The sequence below is a fragment of the Buttiauxella agrestis ATCC 33320 genome (genome assembly GCF_000735355.1).
GTDB lineage: Bacteria > Pseudomonadota > Gammaproteobacteria > Enterobacterales > Enterobacteriaceae > Buttiauxella > Buttiauxella agrestis.
This window is the reverse complement of record NZ_JMPI01000023.1, coordinates 80,502-104,270: the sequence shown is the minus strand read 5'-3', so window position 1 is coordinate 104,270 and position 23,769 is coordinate 80,502. Positions and strand designations below refer to the sequence as shown.

Genomic DNA, 23,769 nt, shown 5'->3' with positions numbered 1-23,769 from the left:
ATTTTCATGATGCACAAGCGATGTTCCAGACATAAAAAAACCGGGCTTCATGCTCGGCTTTTTATTTCATGCAGAATTAAAATGGAGTAATCAATTATGTATTCCGCACAAAGGGATAATAAAATTTACTTGTTAAGACCACTCACCTGCAACCAGAGTATGGACATTAAAAGCATCATCCATAGATTGCCCTGTAGATTGTGCGCCAGGTTGAATATTGGAACCAGCTTCAATATCGGTTGCATGCCATACGGCAGCAGGAGCGGTTTCTGTTGTTGTGGTCGTAGCAGGTGCTGCAGCAAATGCGCCAAATGAAAGCATCGAAAGTGCAATAGCTACAGTGGCATATTTAATATTTTTCATAATCTTTATTCTCTTATTTATTTGTGGGCCAGCAAGTTATTATCTCGCTACAAAAAAAGAGTAGATCCAGATCACACTTTTGACAAGGCTAATAACTTATCAATTCGTGTCAAATATATAGAAGATATGACTAAACAGATGATTAAGGAGAAATTATGGAGAAAATTCGTTAGGTTTGTTTTTTATTTAAAATAAAACTGCGGACCAAAATAATATTAGCACATATTGATAATTTAAAACAATAAAGCCGGGCATGACCCGGCTTTGCCAATTACATCTTATAACCAAGCGTCACTGCAGTGCGTCTGTCGGTGTGCTCAGGTGCAGAATCTGGCGGATTGGAGTTCCAGGTGACGTTATAACCCACCCGCAAACCGAAGTGCTCATTGATAGCAACTTCGAGCGCCGTTTCAGAGTTGACCGTCGTATCTTCACTACCCAGCACAGAAACGCCCTGGATAAATTTAGCATTGTCGGTCAATTGCCAGTTATAGATACCGGATGCATAACCCAGCGCCTGAGTCTTGTGGTCGCCATCTGCGTATTCGTCGTAACGAACGCCAGGACCGAATTCCACACGCAAACTGTGCACCGGCCCGCTAAGGAACTGACGACCGTAACCCGCGGTGAGGACATCCCTGGCTTGATAACCGTTGAAACGGTCCGTCAACCAGCTTCCCTGGCCAAACAAGTAATCGCTGTCTGTCATGTTGTAACGGCTACGACCGCCCAGTGCGTAAGTCTCAGAAGAGCGCTGATCGTTAGCAGAGGTATTATTTGCGTTGCCCCACAGAGACCATGCGGTAGAGGTGTTATACCAGGTCAGGTTGGAGTTCGCCGTCAATGAGGAGCTTGTTGTGTTACCTGATTGCGCAAGGTAACCCGCGTTCAGATTACCTTCGAAAGGTTTTTTGGCGGTGGATGGGTCATCCATGACAGTGAAAACCGAATTATCTGCAATTGCAAAGTGACTCAATAGCGCACTTCCGGTCAGCAAAATAGCAGCCGGTACTGTCTTAACAAAATTCATTTAATCGTCCGTACAACATAAAAAGAAACCATCAAGGTTCCGGAATCTTTTCTGTGGATCAAATATTTATGAGCCAAGAAAGGTTACAAATTATAAAAAAGCCCGAATAACATAGCAATGAATTCTTCTTTCATTTTTTGAATAAGAGAGCTCTTAAAACATGTTTATTTTCATAAACATAGAGATCGGTTGCTTTTTACAAATCATTTGATAAATCATGATGTTAATCGACATTCGACATCCTGAAACAGTGCTACGCTTTATCCCAATGCTAAATTAAGGAGGATATATGACACGCATTTACACTTTGACTCTCGCCCCTTCTCTCGATAGCGCAACACTCACCGCACAAATTTACCCCGAAGGGAAACTACGTTGTACCGCACCCGTTTTTGAACCAGGCGGTGGTGGCATTAACGTTGCGCGGGCGATTGCTCATCTTGGCGGGCAGGCAACCGCCATTTTCCCGTCAGGAGGTGCCACCGGAGCACACCTTTGCAATCTGCTTTTAGATGAACACGTTGCTATTGATACTGTTGACGCACATAACTGGACGCGGCAAAACCTGCATGTTCACGCGCAATCAACAGGTGAGCAATACCGTTTCGTCATGCCAGGCGCCGCACTGAGCGATCACGAATTTCGCCTTCTTGAAGAAAAAGTGCTGACCATAGAATCCGGCTCCATTCTGGTCATAAGCGGCAGCCTGCCGCCAGGGATAGATGTCGCTGAACTCTGCGCATTAGTCAAAACCGCGCAAAAATCCGGAATACGCTGCATTGTCGATAGCTCTGGTGAGGCGTTAAAAGCCACGCTTGAAATAGGAGGTATCGAACTGGTCAAACCCAATCAAAAAGAGCTGAGTGCGCTGGTGAATCGCGACCTCACGCAACCTGATGATGTCCGCAAAGCAGCACAAGAAATTGTCGATAGCGGCAAAGCCAAATGTGTCGTGGTCTCACTTGGCCCACAAGGTGCGCTGGGCGTTGATGCCAGCGGATGTGTGCAGGTCGTTCCGCCGCCGGTGAAAAGCCAAAGCACCGTGGGCGCGGGTGATAGCATGGTTGGAGCGATGACCCTGAAACTTGCTGAAAATGCGCCGCTATTAGATATGGTTCGTTTTGGTGTCGCCGCAGGTAGTGCCGCAACGCTTAACCAGGGAACACGTTTGTGCTCGCTGGAAAACACCCAAAAAATCTACGATTACTTGCGAAGTTAACGAGTCGGGTACGCGCCAGGCGGCTTGTCGTTTCGTCAAAAGTCGCCATTTTGCGCAGAAAGGCTATGCTAAAACCTTCGGGATAACAACGAGGTGAATCATGAGTAACGGAGACATTGAACGCTATGTCATCACATTAAAATTTCAGGAACATAACCTCACCGACCTTAATGAGTTAAATAACCATCTGACGCGCGGCGGTTTTTTGCTCACACTGTCTGATGACGAAGGCAAGGTACACGAATTAGGTATCAACACCTTCGGTTTAATTAGCCCTTTAAGCCCGAAAGAAGTGGAAGAGTTAGCCCGAGGTCTTGGCAAACTGGCATTGGGCGTGGAGCCAGAAGTTTCTGTCACGACCTGGGATGCCTGGCAACAAGAGAGTAAATAGCTTTGTTTCAAATATCATGACCGGGGATGTGCGTTAGTTCGAAGTTTGACCCGGTTAACAGCGATAAGCTAATGATCTACCAGAAAACCTGGGGAGAAGTATCATGTGGCAAGCCATTAGTCGTCTGTTAAGTGAACAACTCGGCACCGCTGAAATCGAACATCGTACAGAATTACCCGGCGGAGAAATTCATGCCGCCTGGCGTATTCACTATGCCGGTCATGAGATCTTTGTCAAAAGCGACGCTCGCGAGATGTTACCCATTTTCACCGCCGAAGCCGATCAGCTTGAGTTACTGTCGCGCAGTAACACGGTGCGAGTCCCCAAAGTCTGGGCGCTCGGCAGCGATCGAGATTACAGCTTCCTGCTGCTCGAATACATGCCCGCTAAACCGCTGGATGCGCATAACGCCTTTTTGCTGGGGCAACAGCTGGCACGTTTGCATGAATGGAGTGACCAACCGCAGTTTGGGCTAGATTTTGATAACGATCTTTCTACCACGCCGCAGCCGAATGCCTGGCAACGACGCTGGTCCACATTCTTTGCCGAACAACGTATCGGTTGGCAGCTTGAACTCGCCGCAGAAAAAGGGATCCAGTTTGGTGATATCGACTTAATTGTCGAGTTTGTTCATCAAGCTCTTGCCTCCCACCAGCCGCAACCTTCTTTATTACACGGTGATTTGTGGTCGGGGAATTGCGCGATGGGCCCGGATGGGCCATTTATCTACGATCCGGCATGCTACTGGGGTGACAGAGAGTGCGATTTAGCCATGTTGCCTTTGCACCCGGATCAACCCCCACAAATTTATGATGGTTATCAGTCAGTTTGTCCCCTTCCTTCCGATTTCCTCTTACGCCAACCGATTTACCAACTCTATACCCTGCTCAACCGTGCAATTTTGTTCGGCGGTCAGCATTTAGTGGTCGCGCAAAAAGCGCTTGATAGAGTTCTGGCCGCGTAAAAACTCGCCACTCCCGCGCATCAGGAGTGGCGTTTTTCTAGATAAAGCCCAATAAAGAAAAGAAGAAGTAACCGATGACGATGATAATGACAGGTAAAATATAGAGCGGGAAAATTTGCAGGAATATCGTGTGGCGCGGCACCACAATTTTGCTGTCGATTTGCTCTTTGGTTAATCCGTCCGGCCCTTTTGCCTGTTCCAGAATCAACTGATCCTGCACACCTTCGCGCAGAAACTTCGCCTGGCGGCTCATGCGCGCGCCCGATGCCTGTAACGCAAGACCCACAAATATCAGCGCGTAGATCACCCAAAACAGCACATTGGCTTGTTGATGGAACTCCGGCTGGGGCGAGTTGTACCAGAAGAAATTCAAAAATGGCGTATTAAAACGCATCATCTCAATCATGACGTGCGCGAAATCCAGCATCACGGCATTAATGCCCGCCTGTTTTTCGCTATGTTCATACATGAACTTCAAAATTGAAATCAGTGTTGAAATCACTGCCGGGATGAAAATTACCCAGCCAGCCACACGTTTGAGTACGGCAATGCGTCCAGCTTGTTGATACGTCATTCGTTCCCCTTTGGTTAAGACGCAACTTGTACGCACAAAGTTTACCTCGTCTGGTGTGATTTCGCCTGAGCTTTGCGGGCGATTTTCACAAAGCGGTGGCATCAATGCGTAATTCCAGCTATTCATAAGGGATCTTATTGGTAATGCACAAAGACAGGAGTCATAAATGGCTGCAACGCGCCAGATTTTAGCTGCAATTTTTGATATGGACGGTTTGCTGATTGATTCAGAACCATTATGGGACGAGGCTGAGCTGGAAGTGATGGCGAGCCTGGGTGTGGATATTTCGCGCCGTTGCGAACTGCCCGATACGCTCGGTCTGCGTATCGATCTGGTGGTCGATTTATGGTTTGCCCAACAACCCTGGAATGGTCCAGATCGCGAAGAAGTCACCCAACGCGTTATTACGCGGGCGATTACCCTGGTTGATGAAAAGCGCCCCATTTTACCTGGCGTTCGCGAAGCCATTGCGTTATGTAAAGCGCAAGGCCTGAAAGTCGGTCTGGCCTCGGCATCGCCGCTGCACATGCTTGAGCGAGTCCTCGAAATGTTTGACCTGCGTGACCAATTTGATGCCATTGCGTCCGCTGAACATCTGCCGTACAGCAAGCCACATCCGCAAGTTTATCTCGATGCTGCCGCAAAACTGGGAGTTGATCCGCTGACGTGTGTCACGCTCGAAGATTCGGTTAACGGCATGATTGCCACCAAAGCGGCCCGCATGCGGTCGATTGTGGTTCCAGCCGAAGAAAACCGTAGTGATGAGCGCTGGTGCCTGGCGAATGCCAAACTCTCCTCGCTGGCTGAATTACGCGCTGAACATCTGCTGGGTTAATCATTTTAAGATGCGGGGCTACCCCGCATCTTTCTCAAAACACTACCTGCGTCAAAATTATTGAAACGTCATTTCAATTAAGTTTGAGTTTCTGCAATCCCCTACCTATCCTTAATTTACACGCGCAAATGCGCATTTCCGGATACCGGGGTAACTATGATTCTCGATGCTTTTAATCTGCAAGGCAAAGTCGCTATCGTCACGGGTTGTGATACCGGGCTTGGCCAGGGAATGGCGATTGGCCTTGCCGAGGCCGGCTGCGATATTGTCAGTGTGAATCGCAAAGTCCCGCAAGAGACAGCGCAAAAAGTTCAGGCGTTGGGCCGACGTTTTATGGCAATCCAGGCCGATTTAAGCCAGCAAGACGCCATAGCGAGTATTGTAGAACAAGCCGTCGCCGGTATGGGGAAAATAGATATCCTGGTCAACAACGCCGGCACTATTCGCCGTGAGGATGCCCTTGAATTTAGCGAGAAGAATTGGGATGACGTGATGAACCTGAATATTAAATCGGTGTTCTTTCTCTCACAGGCGGTAGCAAAGCAGTTCATTAAGCAAGGAGGCGGCGGCAAAATCATTAACATCGCTTCCATGCTTTCGTTCCAGGGTGGTATCCGCGTCCCCTCTTATACGGCATCGAAAAGCGCAGTCCTGGGTGTCACGCGTCTGCTGGCAAACGAATGGGCGCAACACAACATTAATGTGAATGCCATCGCTCCGGGATACATGGCGACCAACAATACTCAACAGCTCCGTGATGATGAACAACGCAGCCAGGAAATTCTCGACCGTATTCCCGCTGGCCGCTGGGGGCTTCCTGCCGACCTGCAAGGCCCGATTGTGTTTCTCGCATCCAGCGCTTCTGATTACGTGAATGGTTACACCGTTGCCGTCGATGGAGGCTGGCTAGCCCGCTAAACATGCCGCCGCCGGGGCAATCGGCGGTTGCAAAATGTTACGCCGTCACCTCTTCCGTCTACTGTATAAAAACCCTATACTGTATGAATCGACAGTTTTCATCCAGGTAGTATCATGACGGCGGAAGGCCACCTTCTTTTTTCCATTGCCTGTGCAGTATTTGCTAAAAATGCTGAACTCACGCCAGTGCTCGCTCAGGGCGACTGGTGGCATATTGTGCCGTCAGCAATTTTGACCTGTTTACTACCGGATATCGACCATCCCAAGTCCTTCCTCGGCCAACGCTTACCCTGGATTTCCAAACCGATAGCCCGCGCCTGCGGCCATCGTGGTTTTACACACAGTTTGTTCGCGGTGTTTGCAGGCCTTGCGTTGTTCTATCTCAAGGTTCCTGAAACCTGGCTGATCCCCGCCGATGCGCTGCAAGGCATGGTATTGGGCTATTTAAGCCATATTCTGGCGGACATGCTGACCCCTGCTGGCGTTCCACTGCTCTGGCCATGCCGCTGGCGCTTTCGTTTCCCGATAATCAGGCCGCAAAAAGGCAATCAGCTTGAACGCGCCTTATGCATGGTGTTATTCGGGCTGGCTGTATGGATGCCACAAAGCGTGCCCGATAACAGTGCAGTGCGCTGGTCATCACATATGATAATTTCGCTGCAAATGACCTTTAATAGTTTTTTAAATAACCACCTGGAACAATAATTAGGCGAAATAACTCAAAACGTAATAATCAATTCCTTTTGAATATAAGACTCGTTCTGAGCTTCTGGTACGATTTACCCAATAAAGATGGCAAACAGTCCATCTATTGGTAAAACACTCAGGAGATACGGGATGAACTTTCCACTTATAGCGAACGTTATCGTGTTCGTTATTCTGCTGCTGTTGCTGGCGCAAACTCGCCACAAACAGTGGAGTCTGGCGAAGAAAGTACTGCTTGGTTTAGTGATTGGTGTGGTCTTTGGCCTTGCACTGCACACCATTTATGGCGAAGACAGCCCAGTACTGAAGCAATCTATCCAATGGTTCAACATCGTCGGTAACGGCTATGTACAACTACTGCAAATGATCGTGATGCCATTAGTGTTCGCCTCAATTCTGAGCGCGGTTGCACGTCTGCATAACGCATCATCTTTGGGAAAAATCAGTTTCCTGACCATCGGCACTTTGCTGTTTACCACGCTGATTTCAGCGCTGGTCGGCGTGTTAGTCACCAACCTGTTTGGTTTGACGGCTGAAGGCCTGGTTCAAGGGACTGCGGAAACTGCGCGCCTGAGCGCCATCGAAACCACATACGTGGGCAAAGTGGCCGACCTGAATGTGCCACAGCTGATTCTGTCCTTCGTACCGAAAAACCCGTTTGCTGACCTGACCGGTGCGAATCCAACTTCCATTATTAGCGTGGTGATTTTCGCCGCCTTCCTGGGTGTTGCTGCACTGAAATTGCTGAAAGATGACGCGCCGAAAGGTGAACGAGTCCTGGTGGCGATTGATACGCTGCAAAGCTGGGTGATGAAGCTGGTTCGTCTGGTCATGCAACTGACACCATACGGCGTGCTCGCCCTGATGACCAAAGTCGTTGCCGGTTCAAACCTGCAAGACATCATCAAACTTGGCAGCTTCGTGGTCGCGTCCTACCTCGGCCTGGCGATCATGTTTGGTGTACATGCGATTCTGCTGGCGGTAAATGGCGTTAGCCCACTGAAATACTTCCGTAAAGTGTGGCCAGTGCTGACCTTTGCCTTCACCAGCCGCTCAAGTGCTGCAAGTATCCCATTAAACGTTGAAGCGCAAACGCGTCGTCTGGGTGTTCCTGAATCTATCGCAAGCTTTGCTGCATCCTTTGGTGCGACCATCGGTCAGAACGGTTGTGCGGGTCTGTATCCGGCAATGTTGGCAGTCATGGTAGCGCCTACCGTGGGTATCAACCCGCTGGATCCGGTATGGATTGCAACGTTAGTTGGTATTGTGACCGTTAGCTCCGCAGGCGTTGCCGGTGTGGGCGGCGGTGCAACCTTCGCCGCGCTGATTGTACTGCCAGCGATGGGCTTGCCGGTTACATTGGTCGCGTTGCTGATTTCTGTTGAACCGCTTATCGACATGGGCCGTACCGCCCTGAACGTCAGCGGCTCCATGACTGCCGGTACTATCACCAGTCAGTTGATGAAACAAACCGATAAAGAAGTCATGAATAGTGATGAAGAAGCAGAACTGGCGCATCGCTAACCAGTAGCTAAATCACCGCAGAATCTGCGACAATCAAACGGCTCCCGAAACAGGGGGCCGTTTTTTTATTTATAACTTAGAGCGCCCGCATAGGGAGCCAAACCCAATTGCCGCCTACGGAATTTCTTTCATGAAACGATTGTGCATTCTGATGTTCTTTTGTTTATCAACCGCCTGGGCCGAAACGCCCGACAGCCCCTATTTAAAGCAGGCGCAAGCAGGCGATAGCCGCGCTCAGTTCTATCTTGCCGATACCCTTTTTAGCGCAGGCGAATACCAGCAGGCTGAAGACTGGGCTGCAAAATCTGCGGCGCAAGGCGATGCTGATGCTCTCGCCCTTCTGGCACAGCTAAAAATTCATAACCCGGCAACGGCGGATTACCAACAGGCTAAATCATTAGCTGAGCAGGCAGTACAACGGGGCAGCAAAACCGGCGAAGTCACGCTCGCACGCCTTCTGGTAAACACACAAGCCGGTAAACCTGATTACCCTGCCGCCATAAAACTGCTGGAAAGCGCATCGCAGGACCTTGAAAGTGACTCCGCAGTGGATGCTCAGATGTTCTTAGGTTTGCTTTATGCCAATGGCGTGGGCATTGCCCAGGACGATGAGCAAGCCACATTCTGGTTCAAGCGCAGCTCGGCACTCTCCCGCACCGGTTATGCCGAATACTGGGCAGGCATGTTGTTTTTAAACGGTGAGAAAGGGTTTATTGCTGCCAATAAGCAACGCGCATTGCAGTGGCTAAACCTGAGCTGTACGGAAGGTTTTGATACCGGCTGTGAAGAGTTTGAGGCAATCAGTAACGGCGGGTAACCCCGCCATTACTGCAATAGCAAATCCGATAATCCCTCAGGAAATCTCGTTTTCATGTCTGACTTGCATCGCCCAACGTTGAGCCGCCTCTGGTAAGGTAAATGGCGGTGACTGGCGGAACGCGTTCCCCACCAGCACAAATGCCACATAGCGATTGCGTAGCATCCACACATCCTTAAATCCTTCTACACGCCAGGCATGGGCTGGCGGCACGGGTTCAACACGCGGTTGATACGTAATAACGGGACGAGTATTCGGTTGGCGCAAAGGTTTCATAGGCAATGGAATCAAAACTAAATTGATGAACAACTTCACTATGATAGCGGAGAACTGCCCTTCTCGTCTCGCGTTGAGATGACCTTGTCCTATAGTTAAAGATGTTTTGATCATACCAAGCATCTTTATAACAAGACTAAATCAGGAGAAGTGTTCAATGTCGACGAACGATAAACATCCGCTTAGCCACAATGCCCCGATACATGACGCCAATGAATCAAAACCCGGAATGGATTCGCTGGCACCCGAAGACGGCTCACACCGCCCTTCCGCAGAACCCACGCCACCCGGTGCCCAGCCGACCGCTGCGGGGAGTTTCAAAAGCCCGGACACGTCCAATGAAAAGCTGAAATCGCTCGATGTGCATCGCAAAGACGGTGAAAACTTCCCGCTCACCACCAACCAGGGCGTGCGCATCGCCGACGACCAAAATTCACTGCGCGCAGGTACGCGTGGGCCTACGCTTCTGGAAGATTTTATCCTGCGGGAAAAAATCACCCATTTTGACCATGAGCGTATTCCCGAGCGTATCGTTCACGCCCGCGGTTCAGCCGCCCACGGCTATTTCCAGCCGTATAAAAATTTATCGGATGTCACCAAAGCCGATTTCTTATCCGACCCTGACAAAATCACCCCGGTATTCGTTCGATTTTCTACCGTCCAGGGCGGCGCTGGCTCCGCCGATACCGTGCGTGATATCCGTGGGTTTGCCACCAAGTTCTACACCGAAGAAGGGATTTTCGATTTAGTTGGTAACAACACGCCGGTGTTTTTCATTCAGGACGCGCATAAATTCCCGGATTTTGTCCATGCCGTTAAACCCGAGCCGCACTGGGCTATCCCGCAAGGCGGGAGCGCCCACGACACCTTCTGGGATTATGTTTCACTACAACCCGAAACATTGCATAACGTCATCTGGGCGATGTCTGACCGTGGCTTACCGCGCAGTTATCGCACCATGGAAGGTTTTGGGATCCACACCTTCCGCATGATTAACGCCGAGGGCAAAGCCACATTCGTGCGCTTCCACTGGAAACCGACCGCCGGTAAAGCCTCTCTTATCTGGGATGAATCGCAAAAACTCACGGGCCGTGACCCGGACTTCCACCGTCGCGATCTCTGGGAATCTATCGAGGCTGGCGATTTCCCGGAATACGAACTGGGGCTGCAATTAATTCCAGAAGAAGACGAATTCAAGTATGACTTTGACCTGTTGGACCCCACTAAACTGATCCCTGAAGAACTGGTCCCGGTTCACCTGGTGGGCAAAATGACGCTCAATCGCAACCCGGATAATTTCTTTGCCGAAAACGAACAGGCGGCGTTCCATCCGGGCCATATTGTTCCTGGACTCGATTTCAGTAATGACCCGCTGTTGCAGGGGCGCTTGTTCTCCTACACCGATACACAAATCAGCCGTCTGGGTGGGCCAAACTTCCACGAAATCCCGATTAACCGTCCAACCTGCCCGTATCACAACTTCCAGCGTGACGGCATGCACCGCATGGATATCGACAGTAATCCGGCAAACTACGAGCCGAATTCAATTAACGATAACTGGCCGCGTGAAACGCCTCCTGGCCCGAAACGCGGAGGTTTCGAAAGCTACCAGACGCGCGTTGAAGGGCATAAAATCCGTGAGCGCAGTCCATCGTTTGGCGAATATTACTCCCATCCTCGCCTGTTCTGGCAAAGCCAGACGCCTGTTGAACAACAGCATATTATCAGCGCGTTTAGCTTTGAATTATCCAAGGTCGCCAGACCCTATATTCGTGAACGCGTGCTCGATCACCTCACGCGTATAGATATTTCCCTCGCTCAGCCGGTTGCGGAAAACCTGGGCATCGAACTGTCACACGAGCAAATGCATGTCGCACCGCCGAAAGACGTCAACGGATTAAAGAAAGACCCGAGCCTCAGCCTGTATGCGGTGCCGAGTGGTTCCGTAAAAGGCCGTGTAGTAGCGATTTTGCTCAGTGAAAAAGCGAATGCAGCGGATGTGCTGGCGGCCATGAAAGCGTTAAAAAGCGAGGGCGTGCACACCAAATTGCTGTTTGCCCGTATGGGTGAAGTGGCTGCTGATGATGGTTCTCTATTGCCCATCGGCGCAACCTTTGCGGGTTCACCTTCGGTCACAGTCGATGCGGTCATTGTGCCGGGAGGCGACCTGAGTTCAATTCTCGATAATGGTGATGCGGCTTACTATTTACTCGAAGCCTATAAGCACTTAAAAGTGATTGGTCTCGCAGGGGATGCCCGCCAGTTCAAATCTAAACTGGCGATTGATGCGCAGGGTGAAGAAGGTGTTGTAGAAGGTGACACCGTCACAAAATCATTTACCGATGATTTCCTGAAATCTTTAGCCGCCCACCGCGTCTGGTCACGGCATAACAAAATCGCTCATATCCCGGCATAAGCCATAAAAAAAGCCGTCACATCAGTGACGGCTTTTTCAGAAATAGCGGGAATTATTTCTTAGTCTGCGGATCGGTATCGTATTCAGCACAAGTCTGATAACCCGAATTCATCACATGCCCGGTGTCATCAAGTGCGACGAAATAAGTTTCTGTTTTGCCATCGCGCTGGCCAAGAATATACGTCTGGCAAGTTCCGCGCGCGTGAATCATGGTCACTTCAGAAGAAGGCTTACCGGCAACCTGCTGCACTTGCTCACGGCTCATGCCTTTTTTCACATCTTTCACGACTGGCGTCGCGACCTGATCTTTTGTGCGGTCATAGGCCGTACAACCCGCAAGCATAGTCATCACCGCTGCTGCACCTAAAATTCCTGCAAAAGTCTTGTTCATATTTTATCCTCGTTTTTCAGGGTATTGCTCATGCGTGTTAGATAAGCCTGGAATATAAAAGAGGTTTTATCAACTAAGCAGACCAAATGAACAAATTTTAGGATTATTATACAAAACACCATGTTAGCGCTAAATGGTGTCAAATAGAGTTAAATAACACCAAATGATTCCATCGCAACGGCATGAGCCTTGTCGTTTCAACGACAAAAGGGTAGTTTTAACAAAAATAGCTTTTGCTGCCTGCACGTGCAGGTAAACGGTAACCGGAGGGTTTAAATGGCTCTGCAACAAGAGATTATCCAGGCACTAGGGGTTAAACCGCAGATCGATCCTGCACAAGAAATTCGTGTCAGCGTCGATTTTTTGAAGACCTATCTGAAAAAATATCCCTTTATTAAATCTCTGGTGCTGGGCATCAGCGGCGGTCAAGATTCAACCTTGACCGGCAAACTGTGCCAGACCGCCATCAGCGAACTGCGCGAAGAAACCGGTGACGAGAGCTACCAGTTCATTGCGGTGCGCTTGCCGTTTGGCGTGCAGGCCGATGAGCAAGATTGTCAGGACGCCATCACCTTTATCCAGCCCGACCGCGTATTAACCGTGAACATCAAAGGTGCTGTGCTTGCGAGCGAACAAGCGCTGCGCGAAGCGGGTATTGAACTGAGCGATTTTATTCGCGGCAACGAAAAAGCCCGCGAGCGAATGAAAGCGCAATACAGCATTGCCGGAATGACCAAAGGCGTGGTGGTCGGGACCGACCATGGCGCAGAAGCGGTAACAGGTTTCTTCACCAAATACGGCGATGGTGGCACTGATATCAACCCAATCTTCCGTCTGAATAAACGTCAGGGTAAAGCGTTGCTTAAAACCCTGGGCTGCCCGGAGCATTTATACCAGAAAGCGCCGACGGCTGACCTCGAAGACGATCGCCCTTCCCTGCCGGACGAAGCCGCACTGGGTGTGACTTACGAGCAGATTGATGATTACCTTGAAGGCAAAACGCTTGATGAAGGCACCAGCAAAATCATTGAAGGCTGGTATCTGAAAACCGAACACAAACGTCGCACGCCGATCACTGTGTTTGATGATTTCTGGAAATAACTTTTTCTGTAAATAGCGTCGGATGGCGCTTCGCTTATCCGACCTACGAAAACCCGTTCTCGCGTGTAGGTCGGATAAGCAAAGCGTCATCCGACAATACCTCTCTGGAAATACATGGACACCTCTGTAAAACGCGCCACGGCCTTTGGCCTGCTGGCTATTCTCCTCTGGAGTACCTCGGTTGGTTTACTGCGAAGTATCAGCGAACATTTTGGCCCGGTTGGCGGCGCGGCGCTGATTTATACCGTCAGCGCCATTTGCCTGTGCCTGGCTCGCGGCTTACCCAAAGTCCGTGAAATCCCTCAGCGATATTTATGGATTGGCGGCGCATTATTTGTCACTTATGAAATTTTCCTCGCCTTAGCGATTGGCCTGGCACACACCCGCACGCAGTCTTTAGAACTCGGGATGATTAATTACCTGTGGCCGAGTCTGACTATCTTACTGGCGTTATTTATCAACCAGCAACGTAGCAGCTTGTGGTTATGGCCGGGGCTTGCACTTTCGCTTGCGGGTATCGTTCAGGTGATGAAAGGCGACGGTGACTGGTCGCCGCTGCAAATGTGGCACAACATTCTCGATAACCCACTGGCTTACGGCCTGGCGTTTGCCGCAGCACTCATTTGGGCACTGTACTGCAATATTACGCGCCGCTGGAGCGACGGTAAGAACGGCGTTTCACTGTTTTTCTGCGCCACCGCCGCTGTGCTGTGGGTAAAATTTGCCTTCGTGAGCGAAGCGCCGATTCACTTTACGCTGCCTGCAACGCTGCAACTGCTGTTTATGGGGGCTTCCACGGCAATAGCCTATTCGGCCTGGAACCACGGCATTCAACGCGGGAATATGACGTTGCTGGCTACAGCATCGTATTTCACGCCGGTGCTTTCGGCGTTAATGGCGAGTTTGTGGTTAGGTTTGCATCCAGGCTGGGGATTCTGGCAAGGGGTGATGATGGTCGTCGGCGGGTCATTGTTATGCTGGTTAGCGACCCGCCGTTACAGTTAAGGCGTTATTTCACCATCGGTAGTTCAAGATCATGCTGCTGCGCGCATTCAATGGCGCTCTCATAACCCGCATCGGCGTGGCGCATCACGCCAGTTGCCGGGTCATTCCACAATACGCGCCCCAAACGCACGTCCGCTTCCGGTGTGCCATCGGCCACAATCACCACTCCGGCATGTTGTGAGAAGCCCATCCCCACGCCGCCACCGTGATGCAAACTCACCCAGGTGGCACCGCCTGCGGTATTTAACAGTGCGTTTAGCAATGGCCAGTCGGAAACCGCATCAGAACCATCTTTCATGGATTCCGTTTCACGGTTTGGTGATGCCACCGAACCACAATCCAGATGATCGCGTCCGATAACCACTGGCGCTTTCAGCTCGCCGTTGCGTACCATTTCGTTAAACGCCAGCCCTGCAAGATGGCGCTCTCCCAGACCCAGCCAGCAAATACGCGCCGGTAATCCCTGGAAAGCAATGCGTTCTTGCGCCATATCCAGCCAACGATGCAAATTCTGGTTATCCGGGAATAACTCTTTCAGTTTGGCGTCGGTTTTCGCAATATCTTCCACATCGCCCGACAGCGCCACCCAGCGGAATGGCCCTTTGCCTTCGCAGAACAGCGGGCGAATATAGGCCGGAACGAAGCCGGGGAAATCAAAGGCATTTTCCACGCCTTCATCGAAAGCCACCTGGCGAATATTATTGCCATAATCCACCGTCGGGACGCCCATTTCCCAGAAATCAAGCATCGCACGAACGTGTACGGCCATTGATTCACGCGCCGCTTTTTCTACCGTTTTAGGTTGCGCGGATCTTTCACTCTGCCAGCGATCCACCGTCCAGCCCAACGGCAAATAACCGTTGACCGGATCGTGTGCCGATGTTTGGTCGGTCACGATATCAGGCTTGATCCCACCCGCTTTGGCGCGTTTGACCAGTTCAGGCAAAATTTCTGCCGCGTTACCCAGCAGGCCCACAGAGATGGCTTTTTTCTCCGCATTAGCTTGCTCAATCATCGCCAGGGCTTCATCCAGATTCGTCGCTTTATAATCCAGATAACGGGTACGCAGGCGGAAATCAATACGCGACTCCTGGCACTCGATAGCTAAGACAGAAGCCCCGGCCAGAACACCCGCCAGCGACTGTGCGCCGCCCATTCCGCCCAGGCCCGCAGTCAGAATCCATTTGCCGCGTAAATCACCGCCGTAATGCTGGCGGCCTGCTTCGGCAAAGGTTTCAAACGTCCCCTGCACAATGCCCTGCGCGCCGATATAAATCCACGAGCCGGCGGTCATCTGGCCGTACATCATCAGCCCCGCTTTATCCAGCTCATGGAAATGATCCCAGTTAGCCCAATGCGGCACGAGGTTTGAGTTGGCAATCAATACCCTCGGCGCATCCGCGTGGGTGCGGAAAATACCCACCGGTTTACCGGATTGCACCAGCAGTGTTTCATCGGCTTTAAGCGTGCGCAGCGAGGCAAGGATCTGCTCGAAGCATTCCCAGTTACGCGCCGCTTTGCCGATCCCGCCGTACACCACCAGATCCTCCGGGCGCTCGGCGACATCCGGATCGAGGTTGTTTTGGATCATGCGGTAGGCCGCTTCGATCAACCAGTTTTCGCAGTGCAGTGTGGTGCCATGTGGAGCGCGTACCGTGCGGGCTACCGCCTGTTTTACAGATTCAGTCATTGTAGTGGCTCCCGGCGTCACGCCGATGTAGAAGGAAAGAGTTGAGTAATCACCGCAGGCAGTTCGCCGCTGGCACCCCACTGGCGCATGCTTTCAATATCGGGTGCCAGTAAACGGTCTTTATCGAGGAATGCCACGCGTTCGCGCACGCCGCTGAATACCTGTTCCATAAGCGGTGAACTGCGCAGCGGGCGTGAAAATTCAATCCCCTGAGCTGCCGCCATCGCTTCAATTCCCACCACTGCGGAGGTGTTGAAGCACATATCACCGAGGCGGCGAGCCGCGTAGGTCGCCATCGAAACGTGATCTTCCTGGTTTGCCGACGTTGGCAGGCTGTCAACGCTGCCAGGATGCGCCAGCGATTTGTTTTCAGACGCCAGAGCGGCGGCAGTGACCTGGGCAATCATAAAGCCTGAGTTAATCCCGCCCTCTTTCACCAGGAATGGCGGCAGGCCAGAAAGTCCGGTATCCAACAACAACGCCAGGCGGCGCTCGGAAATCGCACCAATTTCTGCCACCGCCAGCGCGATAATATCTGCGGCGAACGCGACGGGTTCAGCATGGAAATTACCACCAGAAATCACCTCGCCCGTTTCGCTAAACACCAGCGGGTTATCGGATGCAGCGTTGGCTTCAATTTGCAGCACGCGAGCCGCGTGGCGCAGGTTATCGAGACATGCGCCCATCACTTGCGGCACGCAGCGAATCGAATACGGGTCTTGCACGCGCCCACAGTGCTGATGGGAATCGACGATCTCGCTGCCGTCCAGCAACGCTCTGACCGCTGCCGCGACGTCAATTTGCCCGGTTTGCCCGCGCGCTTCATGAATACGGGCGTCGAACGGTTTCACCGAGCCTTTGATGGCTTCAAGGGATAACGCGCCCGCCACTAGCCCAGCACCAAAGACTTTCTCGCCTTCAAACAAACCGCGCAGCGCCAGTGCAGTAGAAACCTGGGTGCCGTTGAGCAACGCCAGCCCTTCTTTTGGCCCGAGCACTAATGGCTCGACACCGGCAATTTTCAGCCCGGCAATCGCAGGCAGTTCTTCGCCGTTGATACGCACGTTGCCTTCGCCCAGCAGCATCAGAGAAAGATGCGCCAGCGGCGCTAAATCACCCGAGGCACCCACAGACCCTTTTTCAGGGATCACCGGCATCACGCCCGCGTTGAACAAGGTCAGCAAACTGTCGATAACCTTCATACGCACGCCAGAATGACCACGGGCGAGACTGATGATTTTGCTCGCCATCACCAGGCGCACAACATCATCCGGCAGAGGTTGCCCAAGGCCGACGCTATGGGAAAGCACCAGATTGCGTTGCAACTCAGCGAGATGCTCTTTTGCAATCGTGGTTTGCGCCAGTTTGCCAAAACCCGTGTTAATGCCGTAAACCACATCGCCGTGATTCACGATATCCTCAACGGTTTTTTGTGACTTAGCGACTGCCTCAACAGCCTGCGAATCAAGGCTCAGAGTGACGGTTCCATGGTAGATTTCACGCAGCGTGGCGAGCGTTACACGCCCTGGAGTGAGACAGCACAGCTTTTTTTGCAGGGACATAGCGACATCCTGATGGCATCAATTCGTATGAACGTATAGAGTTGTATAGACAACCTAACTAATAAACCCAAATGACCGCCAGCACGTCATAGGTAATTTTTATTGAACAGTGAGCGGGATCGCGCTTTCACCGCAAAATGAAATAATCAAGGAACCGCTAATGTCTGAGACTCTCGCCCAATTACGCGCCGCCATCAGTGATTTACCCGCGCCCATTTATTTGCGGGTGAAGCAGGGAATTATCACCCAGATACGCAGCGGTAACTGGGTTGCCCACCAGCGAGTGCCTTCGGAAACTGAATTGGTTAATGCGCTTAATGTCAGCAGAATGACGATTAACCGTGCGTTGCGGGAACTGACGGGGGAAGGCTGGCTGGTGCGAATGCAGGGGGTCGGAACATTTGTCGCCGAGCAAAAAGGCCATACCGCTATGCTGGAAGTGGGCAGCATTGCCGAAGAAATTACCGCCCGTGGCCATCATTATCGCAACCAGGTGGTTGCCCTTGAGCAAGTCAACGCGGATGAAAAGCTGGCGCATGCTTTTTCAATTAACATCGGCGAGCCGCTGTTTTACTCGCAACTGGTTCATTACGATAACGATATGGCGGTGCAACTGGAAACACGCTACGTCAATCCGGCGCTCGCTGCTGATTATCTTCACCAGGATTTTCGCCTGTTCACGCCGCACCACTACCTGAGCAAAGTTGCGCCGTTAACCTCAGGTGAACATGTTGTGGAAGCGGTGCTCGCCGACGAAACGCAACAAGGATTGCTTGAAGTGACCGCTAGCCAGCCTTGTCTGTTGATTCAGCGCCGCACCTGGCATCATTCTCAGGTGGTGACGGTGGCCCGGCTGTTGTATCCAGGCTCACGTTATCAGTTGGTAGGCAGTTTTACAGGTAAGTGATTTCACTAAACAGCAGTTTCCCTTCCGATTTCAGCAAGCGCAAAGTGTGGCGGCCATCTTGCCACCACGCGCCCTGCTCCGCCTTGAGCAGTTTGTCACCCAGTTGCCACTCGCCACTTAGCACGTACACAATGCCGCCGCGTGGCGCGAAAGTGGTAAACGAGCGGTCCGCCACACGCACTTTGGCGCGGCAACGGTCACGGTGCGTCATGATATTAAAATCCATCGACATCCCCTGTTTCAGCTCGGCTTTTACCGTGTAATCACCGGCAAAAGCAAACGGCTGGAAGTGTTTCAGAGTATGGCGAAACGCCTTTCCTGCATCCAGCACCACTTCGCCCCCTTCGAGCAAAGTGATGACGCGGTCAACCTGTGGGAACGCAGAAAACTCACCGCTACTGGCGATCGAAGCGATACTGGCACGCCAGTTAAAATCACGCGTTGCGGGTGGAAAGCAGCAAATTTCGCGGGTTTCTCCAGCCCCGTTACGCCACAAACTGACGGGCACTTTCCGTATATCAAAAAATTCCATCACCACTCCTGAAGGGTGCGCATCACCTGCGCAAACTGTGTGTTGCTTTGTTCATCGAGCGGGTGCTGCCTGTCGCTGATTACCTGCTTCCCGGCAACCCACACGTCTCTGATTTGTTCACGGCTCCCACCAAATATCCAGCGGTTGAGCAACGCATAATCTTCTATGTGCGCAAGCCAGGAATCACGCTCGAGCACCAGCCAGTCGGCACGTTGCCCCGGCGCTATCATGCCCATAGTGACGCCGCACGCTTGCGCGCCCCCCACTGCCGCCTGTCGCCATAACACTTCACCCACCTGCGGCAATTCTGGCAGCACGATCCGATTGCGGCGTTTGTCACGCAGACGCTGCGCGTACTCGAGCCAACGCAGCTCTTCGAGCGCATTCACCGAAACATGGCTGTCGGAGCCAATCCCCCAGTGCCCGCCCTGCGCAATGAAATTCGTGGCCGGGAAAATACCGTCACCGAGATTCGCTTCGGTAGTGGGACACAACCCCGCCACGGAGCGGCTCTCAACAATTTGGGTTAACTCTTCCGGCGACAAATGCGTAGCGTGAACCAGGCACCAACGGTCATCCACTGCAAAGCGGTTATACAGCCACTCAACCGGGCGCTCGCCACTCCAGGCAAGGCAGTCATCGACCTCTTTTTCCTGCTCGGCAATATGGATATGCACCGGCATTCGGTAGTCGCTGGCTTCCAGCACATCTTCCATTTGCTCCTGCGTCACCGCTCTTAATGAGTGGAAACACAGGCCATGATTAATCAACGGATAGCGACGCAGCGCATTGCCCAGCGCTTGTTGCTGGCGCAAGTAACGGTCGACATCCTGAATAAATCTTTTCTGCCCGACGGCAGGAGGCTGTGCGCCAAATCCCGCATGGCTATAGAGCACAGGCAACAATGTTTGCCCTATCCCACTGTTATCGGCAGCAAGCAGCAGTTGCTGTAGCATCAAATCGCCAGATGCATACGGTTTTCCGTTAACGTCATGATGCAAATAATGAAATTCTGCAACCTGGGTATAGCCGCCCTTGAGCATGTCGATATACAAGCGTGTGGCAATAGCGCCAACTTGTTCAGGCGACAGTTTTTGCACCATGCGATACATCACATCGCGCCACGTCCAGAAGCTGTCTTGCGGATTGCCCGCGACCTCCGTCAGCCCCGCCATCACCCGCTGGAAAGCATGCGAATGCAAATTCGAGATAGAAGGAATCACTACACCGGGAAGCAGCGTGGCCTCCTCGCTTGTAGCGCCAGCCTCAACATGAGTTATCGTCCCTTGTTCATTGACGGTAATGCGCACATTGTGTCCCCAGCCTTGCGGGAGCATGACAACTGGTGCAAAAAATGCTGGCATAGATTTGATTCCTTCTTTTGCGATGCCAATGATTTAGCGATTATTTCGTGCCGACGCAAACCAAATCCGTCGTTTGCTAAAAAATTGTGTGACGGACTACAAAACGCGGGGTTGCCTGCTGCTTTAGCGGCAACCAGGTTGCTCAACTCATCATGCTGCGCTAGCTTGTAGTCAATTGTCTATACAACCTGATGTGGAGAATGTCATGACTTATCCTCGCGCCTGCGACAGCCTGTGGAGTGGCGCAACCCTGGTCACGATGAAAGACGGTCTTTACCACTTGATTGAAGATGGCGTTATCGCGGTGCATCAGGGGAAGATCGTCTGGCTCGGTGCGCGGGCGCAGCTTCCTGAAATCACCGCCGCTGAACATCACCATTTTGACGGCGGAATCGTGACGCCAGGCTTTATCGATTGTCATACGCATTTAGTTTTTGGCGGCGATCGCAGCGCTGAATTTGAAATGCGCTTAAACGGTATGAGCTACGCGGAAATAGCGGCACAGGGCGGCGGGATTATTTCCACCGTTCGCCACACGCGGGAAGCTGACGAAAACGAGCTGCTGAACTCCGCACATCAGCGCCTGCAACACTTGTTAAAAGAAGGCGTGACCACCGTCGAAATTAAATCGGGCTATGGCCTGGATATCGACAACGAAATCAAAATGCTGCGTGTGATTCGTCAACTCGGAGAAACGCTTCCGGTTGAAGTGTATGCCACCTGCCTGGCCGCGCACGCCATACCGCCAGAATTTAGCGGCGATGGCGATAAGTGGGTCGATGTGGTTTGCGAGCAGTTACTCCCTCGTGTGGCGCAAGAAAAACTGGCCGATGCGGTTGATGCCTTTTGCGAACATCTGGCTTTCAGTCCGGCACAAACTGAAAAAGTTTTTGCTGCTGCTCGCGGTTTGGGATTGCCGGTCAAACTCCATGCCGAACAACTCTCCGCGCTGGCGGGTAGCAGCCTGGCGGCACGTTTCCAGGCGTTATCTGCCGATCATCTTGAGTACGCCACCAATGCCGATGCACAAGCGATGGCCGCAGCGAATACGGTGGCCGTTCTGCTACCGGGGGCGTTTTATCTGTTGCGCGAAAAACAGCAGCCGCCGGTCGCTGCGTTCCGCGAACATGGCGTGCCGATGGCCGTCGCCAGTGACGCAAACCCTGGCACGTCCCCGGTACTTTCGCTGCGATTAATGCTGAATATGGCGTGTACGTTGTTTGGCCTGACGCCAGAAGAAGCGCTGGCGGGCGTGACGCTTCACGCGGCACAGGCGCTGGGAATTCGAGAAAGCCACGGCAGTCTTGAATGCGGGAAAGTTGCCAACTTTGTGCACTGGCCTGTGGCACGTCCGGCTGAACTGGTCTATTGGTTAGGGGGGCAATTGCCCTGCACCGTGATTTATCAGGGAGAGAAACGTGACAGCACCTTTTAATTTCAGCCGTGGGAAACTGCCGCTATTGGTCAGCATCCCTCACGCAGGCACCGCATTAACGCCAGAAGTTGAGTCGGCCCTGAGCGATGCGGCCCGCCCATTGCCGGATACCGACTGGCATATCCCGAAGCTATATGAATTTGCCCAGGCACTCGGCGCGAGTGTGATTGTCGGTAATTATTCGCGGATGGTTATCGACCTTAACCGCCCCGCCGATGATAAACCGCTCTATACCACGGCGACCACTGGCCTGTATCCCGAAACCTTGTTCGATGGCACAGCCGTTTTTATTCCCGGCAAAGAACCTAATACGCAGCAGCGTAAAGCTGCGCTGGACACTATCTGGCAGCCGTACCATCAGCAATTGCAGAGCGAGCTGGAGAGAATGAAAGCCGAACACGGCTACGCGCTTTTGTTCGATGCACATTCCATCGCCAGCCATATTCCGCGTCTATTCGACGGCAAATTACCGGATCTGAATTTCGGCACCAACGGCGGTAAAAGTTGCGATGAGCTGATTGAAGAACATCTGGTGGCCTGTGCAGCCTCGCAAAACCAGTTTAGCTGGGTGGCAAACGGGCGCTTTAAAGGTGGGTATATCACCCGCGCTTACGGGCAACCGTCGCAAGGCGTTCACGCGGTGCAGTTAGAACTTGCGCAGTGTAATTATATGGATGAGCAACCGCCGTTTGCATGGCGGGCAGAGCGAGCAGAAAAACTGCAACCGCTGCTTGAACAGTTTATTCGTTCGATGTTGAGTAGCGCCCAGCAGATTGCCTGAGATTCAAAACGGTGGATGACGTAAATGGTGGATGACGCTGCGCTTATCCACCCTACACAACCCAACATCAACAACATTTTACCCTAAATAACTCGAGTTGCAGCCAACACACCTGCAGCTCGAAGTATGACGGGTAAAAAGAAAACCGCCGGTTCTGTCCACTGCAATAAAGCGATTGTGGACAAAACCGGCGGTCTTAAGTCAGTCGATCAGTTATTCCTGATCAGCAGGCATTTTACCTTCATGCTGAGGACGTTCTGTCAGACGCTTCTCAAAATTGGCATTAAATTGTTTTTTCTGCTCAGGCGTCAGAATGTTGTAGATTTTATTCTGAGTTTCCATATGAGCCATCATACGAGTTTTGTTTTGCTCGGCCATTTTGTCGACTTGCGCCTGAGCTTTCGCTTTGTCGAAGCTGTCGCTGGCGATAATATTATGTGCCGCACGACGTTCTTCTACTGAAGGACGCTCCATTTTGCCGCGCTGGTCTTTCATGATGTCGCGCACTTGCTGTTTCTGCGCATCCGTCAAATTCAAATCTTTGAACATCATATCGTGATGGCCGCCACGCATACCTTTATGGTGCATCATCGGCGCATCGGTTTTTGCCGCCGTGGTCGTGGTGGTGTCAGCTGCATGAGCCAGGTTCGCCGCGCCCAGAGCCAGAGTTGAAGCAACAAAGAGAGCTGTTAATTTACGCATATTGTTTATTCCTGTTCTGATTTCTATTACGACAAGGTCTGCCGCGTTGACGAAATTAAGTTTACGGGGTTGTGCGTCAAGTAATAGTGCGCATCGGTAAAGCATTGAAAGGATAAAAAACAAAATTGCGGCAATTATGAAGAGAATAAGGATAAAACGTCGCTGAATTGCAACAGAATATAACAAGGCGATGATTTTAAAGGAATTATGAAGAGAGTGTATAGTAACTGGAATGTCGAAGAAAGCATCTATTAAGATTTATCTGTA

General features: G+C 51.7%; 24 protein-coding genes. 14 read left to right on the top strand and 10 right to left on the bottom strand.

The features are described from left to right. Positions 1-132 precede the first annotated feature (132 nt). Together GBAG_RS07780 and GBAG_RS07775 are read right to left on the bottom strand one after the other, a co-directional pair. Positions 133-363: a hypothetical protein gene (locus tag GBAG_RS07780; protein WP_034494797.1), complete on the bottom strand. Its 231-nt coding sequence runs from the start codon at positions 361-363 to the stop codon at positions 133-135. A gap of 271 nt (positions 364-634) precedes the next feature. Next, positions 635-1,393 (bottom strand): DUF481 domain-containing protein, encoded by a 759-nt coding sequence (locus GBAG_RS07775; RefSeq protein WP_034494794.1) that lies wholly within the window; start codon positions 1,391-1,393, stop codon positions 635-637. Between the two features lie 289 nt (positions 1,394-1,682). Between GBAG_RS07775 and pfkB the strand changes: the two genes are divergently transcribed. The 3 genes from pfkB (at position 1,683) to GBAG_RS07760 (ending at position 3,967) form a co-directional block, all read left to right on the top strand. Further along, a complete protein-coding gene (gene pfkB, locus GBAG_RS07770) occupies positions 1,683-2,612 on the top strand; it encodes a 6-phosphofructokinase II (RefSeq protein ID WP_034494792.1) in 930 nt (309 codons plus the stop codon). Between the two features lie 100 nt (positions 2,613-2,712). Further along, positions 2,713-3,003, top strand: coding sequence for a type V toxin-antitoxin system endoribonuclease antitoxin GhoS (gene ghoS, locus GBAG_RS07765; RefSeq protein WP_034494791.1), 291 nt, complete (start codon positions 2,713-2,715; stop codon positions 3,001-3,003). Positions 3,004-3,106: 103 nt separating this feature from the next. Next, a complete protein-coding gene (locus GBAG_RS07760) occupies positions 3,107-3,967 on the top strand; it encodes a fructosamine kinase family protein (protein ID WP_034494789.1) in 861 nt (286 codons plus the stop codon). Positions 3,968-4,004: 37 nt separating this feature from the next. Here GBAG_RS07760 and GBAG_RS07755 read toward each other — a convergent pair whose 3' ends face one another. Next, positions 4,005-4,541 carry a YniB family protein gene (locus GBAG_RS07755; protein ID WP_034494787.1) on the bottom strand — a complete coding sequence of 179 codons (537 nt, stop codon included), beginning with the start codon at positions 4,539-4,541 and terminating at the stop codon, positions 4,005-4,007. 166 nt (positions 4,542-4,707) lie between these two features. Here GBAG_RS07755 and hxpB point away from each other — a divergent pair, with 166 nt between their 5' ends. The 5 genes from hxpB to GBAG_RS07730 all read left to right on the top strand — a co-directional run bounded on the left by hxpB (position 4,708) and on the right by GBAG_RS07730 (position 9,340). Beyond that, positions 4,708-5,376, top strand: a complete 669-nt coding sequence (gene hxpB / locus GBAG_RS07750) for a hexitol phosphatase HxpB (RefSeq protein ID WP_034494785.1) — start codon at positions 4,708-4,710, stop codon at positions 5,374-5,376. A 156-nt stretch (positions 5,377-5,532) separates the two neighbouring features. Continuing rightward, entirely contained in the window at positions 5,533-6,294 is a 762-nt protein-coding gene (gene kduD, locus GBAG_RS07745; protein ID WP_034494783.1) for a 2-dehydro-3-deoxy-D-gluconate 5-dehydrogenase KduD, read from the top strand. Between the two features lie 114 nt (positions 6,295-6,408). Continuing rightward, positions 6,409-6,999: a metal-dependent hydrolase gene (locus GBAG_RS07740; RefSeq protein ID WP_034494782.1), complete on the top strand. Its 591-nt coding sequence runs from the start codon at positions 6,409-6,411 to the stop codon at positions 6,997-6,999. 132 nt (positions 7,000-7,131) lie between these two features. Continuing rightward, entirely contained in the window at positions 7,132-8,523 is a 1,392-nt protein-coding gene (locus tag GBAG_RS07735; protein WP_034494781.1) for an L-cystine transporter, read from the top strand. Positions 8,524-8,653: 130 nt separating this feature from the next. Further along, positions 8,654-9,340, top strand: coding sequence for a tetratricopeptide repeat protein (locus GBAG_RS07730; protein ID WP_034494780.1), 687 nt, complete (start codon positions 8,654-8,656; stop codon positions 9,338-9,340). Between the two features lie 36 nt (positions 9,341-9,376). On the opposite strand, the gene cedA is transcribed toward GBAG_RS07730, so the two are convergent. Next, the gene (cedA, locus tag GBAG_RS07725; RefSeq protein WP_034494779.1) at positions 9,377-9,616 is read right to left on the bottom strand and encodes a cell division activator CedA; all 240 of its coding nucleotides are present in this window, start codon (positions 9,614-9,616) and stop codon (positions 9,377-9,379) included. A 157-nt stretch (positions 9,617-9,773) separates the two neighbouring features. On the opposite strand from cedA, the gene katE reads away from it, so the two are divergent. Continuing rightward, complete coding sequence (gene katE, locus GBAG_RS07720; protein ID WP_034494778.1) at positions 9,774-12,032, top strand: catalase HPII; 2,259 nt, start codon at positions 9,774-9,776, stop codon at positions 12,030-12,032. A 52-nt stretch (positions 12,033-12,084) separates the two neighbouring features. On the opposite strand, the gene osmE is transcribed toward katE, so the two are convergent. Continuing rightward, positions 12,085-12,423: an osmotically-inducible lipoprotein OsmE gene (gene osmE / locus GBAG_RS07715; RefSeq protein WP_034494777.1), complete on the bottom strand. Its 339-nt coding sequence runs from the start codon at positions 12,421-12,423 to the stop codon at positions 12,085-12,087. Between the two features lie 276 nt (positions 12,424-12,699). Here osmE and nadE point away from each other — a divergent pair, with 276 nt between their 5' ends. After that, on the top strand, positions 12,700-13,524 hold the full coding sequence (gene nadE, locus GBAG_RS07710; protein ID WP_034494775.1) for an ammonia-dependent NAD(+) synthetase: 825 nt from the start codon (positions 12,700-12,702) through the stop codon (positions 13,522-13,524). 114 nt (positions 13,525-13,638) lie between these two features. After that, positions 13,639-14,529 carry an aromatic amino acid DMT transporter YddG gene (yddG, locus tag GBAG_RS07705; RefSeq protein WP_034494773.1) on the top strand — a complete coding sequence of 297 codons (891 nt, stop codon included), beginning with the start codon at positions 13,639-13,641 and terminating at the stop codon, positions 14,527-14,529. 4 nt (positions 14,530-14,533) lie between these two features. On the opposite strand, the gene hutU is transcribed toward yddG, so the two are convergent. Continuing rightward, positions 14,534-16,219 (bottom strand): urocanate hydratase, encoded by a 1,686-nt coding sequence (gene hutU, locus GBAG_RS07700; RefSeq protein WP_034494771.1) that lies wholly within the window; start codon positions 16,217-16,219, stop codon positions 14,534-14,536. Positions 16,220-16,236: 17 nt separating this feature from the next. After that, positions 16,237-17,781, bottom strand: a complete 1,545-nt coding sequence (gene hutH, locus GBAG_RS07695) for a histidine ammonia-lyase (protein ID WP_034494769.1) — start codon at positions 17,779-17,781, stop codon at positions 16,237-16,239. A 160-nt stretch (positions 17,782-17,941) separates the two neighbouring features. Between hutH and hutC the strand changes: the two genes are divergently transcribed. Further along, positions 17,942-18,688, top strand: a complete 747-nt coding sequence (gene hutC / locus GBAG_RS07690; RefSeq protein WP_034494768.1) for a histidine utilization transcriptional repressor HutC — start codon at positions 17,942-17,944, stop codon at positions 18,686-18,688. Here hutC and ves read toward each other — a convergent pair. Beyond that, on the bottom strand, positions 18,675-19,220 hold the full coding sequence (ves, locus tag GBAG_RS07685) for an environmental stress-induced protein Ves (protein WP_034494766.1): 546 nt from the start codon (positions 19,218-19,220) through the stop codon (positions 18,675-18,677). The two genes, hutC and ves, sit on opposite strands and share 14 nt — an antisense overlap. After that, entirely contained in the window at positions 19,220-20,584 is a 1,365-nt protein-coding gene (locus GBAG_RS07680; RefSeq protein WP_034494764.1) for a formimidoylglutamate deiminase, read from the bottom strand. Before GBAG_RS07680 ends, ves begins: the two co-directional genes overlap by 1 nt. A gap of 205 nt (positions 20,585-20,789) precedes the next feature. Between GBAG_RS07680 and hutI the strand changes: the two genes are divergently transcribed. Continuing rightward, on the top strand, positions 20,790-22,019 hold the full coding sequence (gene hutI / locus GBAG_RS07675; protein WP_034494762.1) for an imidazolonepropionase: 1,230 nt from the start codon (positions 20,790-20,792) through the stop codon (positions 22,017-22,019). After that, on the top strand, positions 22,003-22,800 hold the full coding sequence (hutG, locus tag GBAG_RS07670; protein ID WP_034494760.1) for an N-formylglutamate deformylase: 798 nt from the start codon (positions 22,003-22,005) through the stop codon (positions 22,798-22,800). The genes hutI and hutG overlap by 17 nt, the downstream gene beginning before the upstream one ends. 213 nt (positions 22,801-23,013) lie before the next feature. On the opposite strand, the gene spy is transcribed toward hutG, so the two are convergent. Beyond that, a complete protein-coding gene (gene spy, locus GBAG_RS07665) occupies positions 23,014-23,502 on the bottom strand; it encodes an ATP-independent periplasmic protein-refolding chaperone Spy (RefSeq protein WP_034494758.1) in 489 nt (162 codons plus the stop codon). Positions 23,503-23,769: the final 267 nt, after the last annotated feature.